Annotated in this window: 4 protein-coding genes; 1 reads left to right on the top strand and 3 read right to left on the bottom strand. The window is 63.7% G+C overall.

Annotation, left to right across the window (positions count from 1 at the left end; genetic code table 11):
* Positions 1-65 precede the first annotated feature (65 nt).
* Genes BLQ92_RS39095 through istA form a run of 3 tightly spaced genes read right to left on the bottom strand, consistent with a single transcriptional unit; the run spans position 66 to position 2,543 of the window.
* A complete protein-coding gene (locus tag BLQ92_RS39095; protein WP_090686545.1) occupies positions 66-290 on the bottom strand; it encodes a hypothetical protein in 225 nt (74 codons plus the stop codon).
* On the bottom strand, positions 287-1,054 hold the full coding sequence (gene istB, locus BLQ92_RS39090; RefSeq protein ID WP_090696068.1) for an IS21-like element helper ATPase IstB: 768 nt from the start codon (positions 1,052-1,054) through the stop codon (positions 287-289). Before istB ends, BLQ92_RS39095 begins: the two co-directional genes overlap by 4 nt.
* Positions 1,041-2,543, bottom strand: coding sequence for an IS21 family transposase (gene istA, locus BLQ92_RS39085; protein WP_090696067.1), 1,503 nt, complete (start codon positions 2,541-2,543; stop codon positions 1,041-1,043). The genes istB and istA overlap by 14 nt, the downstream gene beginning before the upstream one ends.
* A 206-nt stretch (positions 2,544-2,749) precedes the next feature.
* On the opposite strand from istA, the gene BLQ92_RS39080 reads away from it, so the two are divergent.
* Positions 2,750-2,968: a hypothetical protein gene (locus BLQ92_RS39080; protein WP_090696066.1), complete on the top strand. Its 219-nt coding sequence runs from the start codon at positions 2,750-2,752 to the stop codon at positions 2,966-2,968.
* Positions 2,969-3,347: the final 379 nt, after the last annotated feature.

The raw sequence follows: 3,347 nt of genomic DNA, 5'->3' as shown, positions 1-3,347 counted from the left end.
TGAGTAAAAGCGTCAACAACCGTGGTCAGTCGTTGGCGCCCATGGTCGAGCGTGCCGGTCGTTAGTCAGAATGGGGCGGCCTCGTTGTCACGAGGAGGGTGAGGGTTTCCAGGAGGCGAGCGCTGTTCGCGCAGCAGTTCGTTGAGCGCAATCTGATAGTGCCCGACGATGCGCTCGCGGAGATCGTCGATAAGTTCGACGACAGCGAGCGCCTGATCAGCAGACCAGTTCTCGGCGATCAGGAACTCGAGCCCGTGGGTGATACCTGAAGGCTGATGAAGGGGCTTCATGGTTTTGTCTTCCCGCCGCGTGCCGCACCGCGCCTGCTTGCCCGCTGCTCGGCGCGTTCACGGGCTTCCTTCACCCGGTATGACTCGCCTTCGATGGCGATGACTTCCGCGCGGTGCACCAGCCGGTCTACCAGCGAGACGACGCACGCGGCGTTTGGAAACACCTCTGACCATTCTGCAAATGGTCGATTGGTTGTCACGACTGTACTCGCGACTCCATACCGGCGGCTGATCAGTTCGAACAGCAGGTCGGCATTGCGATTGGAATAGGACAGGTATCCGAGCTCGTCAATGACGAGCACCGCAGGCGACGTATAGCGGTGCAGCCGCCGGCGTAAGGCCGAGTCACTGTCGAGCGCCGCGAGCTCACCGAGCATCTGGCCGGCGCTCGTGAACAGCGCCGTGTGCCCGTTCACGAGCGCCTGGTAGGCCAGGTTTAGCGCCAGCGTCGACTTGCCCACGCCGTTCGGGCCAATCAGTACTACGTTGGCGTAGTCCCTGACGAACTCGAGCGACATCAGCTCTTCGACCGCGAGCCGGTCGCAGCGCGTAGGCCACGCCCAGTCGAAGTCGCACAGCGGTTTGAAGTTACCCAGATGGGCGTCGCGAATGCGTCGTTCAAGCGAACGGCGGGCACGCTCGTCTTCCTCCCATTGCACGAGCGGTTCGACCCAGTCAGCATTGGCGAGCTCGGGCCAGTGCGTCAGCAGCCCGTACAGGCGCAAGGCGTTTGCGCGGCTTTGCAGATTCTCAGTCGTGCTCATCGTGCACTCCATTGAGCTGATCGTAGATGTCGAGCCGGTGGGGCGTCACCAGCGTGTCCTTGTTGCGCACGTGTTCGGGCAGACTGATGGTCACCGGCGGAGGTGCCTGGCGGGCTTCGCGTCGACGCTCGAGCGCCAGACGGACCGGATTCTGGTGAGGCGCGGCATCGCTGGCGAGCGTTTCCTCAATCGCCGCCTGCAGCTCGGCCGCGCCATAGCGGTCAAGCAGGCGCAGCAGCTGGGCGGTGATGTTGCCCAGATTGGCGCCGCGCTCAGCGGCGCGCAGCATCAGGGTCCGGCTGGCCGGCGCCGCATGGGCCAGATGGTCCAGACCGCGATGGTGGCGCGCTTCGCGTTTGCTGGCGAGGAGCGCGTCCAGATGTGCGGCGATCTCGATCTGCGCGCCACGATCGTAACTGCGCTCATGGGTCGCGAGCAGATCGGCGCCATCGAGAATGCGCACCCGCCCGGGGTCGGCGCGTACCGTGAGCGTGCGGCGCACGTGGGCATGCGGGATCGAGTAGTCGTTCAGATCGAAGCGGACATAAGGCTGTTTGCCGACCGTCACGGCCAGTTGCAGTTCACACGGGTACGGATTCTCCGGCAACGCGAGCAGGCTGGGTTGCTCGCGGGCGAAGGCCTCACGCACGGTGATCGTGGGTTCCTCGCGGCAGGGGCGATCGGCTGCTGGCCCCGCGCACCAGAGTGCGGCCTGGGCGTTCAGATCATCAAGGTCAGTGAATTTGCGCGCGGCAAAGAACGCGTCGCGTACAAACCTGATGGCACGCTCGACGCGCCCCTTCTCGTTTCCTCTGGCGATGGCCACGGGACGAGGTTCGTAGTGATGATGCGCGGCGAACGCGAGCAGTTGCGGATTGAAACGGATCGCGTCGCCCTGGCGCTCGAGCACGGCACTGCGCAGATTATCGTATTTGATGATCCTGGGTAATCCGGACCATGCTGCGAAGGCGCCGGCGTGACCCGCCAGGAAGCTGTCCATGCGCGCATCCAGGAAGAAGCGCAGATAGATCTGACGTGACCACGACAGCACCATCACGAAGGCCATCAGGGGCCGGCGCGCACGCCCGATCTGCAGGCGATCGAAATGCGCCCAGTCGCACTCGCCGACTTCCCCAGGCAACGTGCGCAGGCGCAGGTAAGCCTCGGCAACAGGCCGTGGGCGATGCAACGCCACCTGGTGGCGGAAATGGTGGAGGTTGCCCCGGTAGCCGCGCTCGCTGACCATCGCATACAGCCGGCTCGCCGTGAGCGAGGGAAACTTCTTCAGCGTCTCATGGATGAACGGCAGGTAGGCATCGATCTGCGCGGGTCGCAGCACTGCGCCAATGCGTGGCAGGCCAGCCTGTGCGAGCACGCGCTGCACGGTGCCGCGGTGCACGTGCAACTGGCGCGCGATGGTGCCGCAACGCCACTTCTCAACGTGATAGTAGCGCAGGATCTGCGCCTCGAGTTCGAGTCCGATGGTCATGGGTCACCTGTGTAGTGAGTAGCAGTCCGAACGTCACGGAAGACCCGACGGCGAAGTGGACCCAAGCGTAGGAAGCCCGCACAGACGCAGTGGCAGAAGTGGCAATGCTCAGGCACAGGTGTGGTGTGCGTGGATACCGCTGCTGTGGCCGATGTCGTCGAAGTCGGTCTCAGTAAAGCATCGGCGGCAGGCTCAGCGGAACCCTGATGCGTCACTTTATTGTTGCGGCTGCGATAGCGGCGCATCCGTTCGGCGTGCGCAAAGCGACCGTGGCGGGTGCGCTGGTAGCGTTGACCGGCCACACGCATGCTGGTTTGATGGGCGAGCAACGAACAGTCGCCGTCGCAATAGATCTGGCCGCGGTCGCAACGGCGGCAAACGATGACCTGCGCCCGGCAACGGGCGCAGACAAAGAGGCGGGCTGAGCTCGGCACCGGCAATCCCTGTCAATGCCGATGCGATATCGACAGAGCTCATGGGCAGTGCCATACTTGGGCACACCCGCACCCTGTCGTGCGCGTGCTGGGCTCGACACCGGATTGAACTTGGCGGTTTGCGCCGGTGTCGGGCCTGTTTCTTCGGCGGTAAATCCTCTTTTACCGCATCAGGCCTGCTGCGTCACCCCTTCCTGAACCGGCTCCCGCCGGGACGCATCTGCTCTCGCCCTACGGGCTCCTTTCGATGCGTCCCATAACCTCAGCGCCACCCGTATCAGTCATCTCGGATTAGCCCGGAAGACTAGAAAACATTCCGAATTCCTGACTGACGCCGCCGTTTAACGTCGGATTTCGACCGCCGTTCACA

Source organism: Paraburkholderia phenazinium (assembly GCF_900100735.1).
Lineage (GTDB): Bacteria > Pseudomonadota > Gammaproteobacteria > Burkholderiales > Burkholderiaceae > Paraburkholderia > Paraburkholderia phenazinia.
The sequence above is the reverse complement of the archived record's forward strand: the minus strand, read 5'-3'. Positions and strand labels throughout refer to the sequence as shown.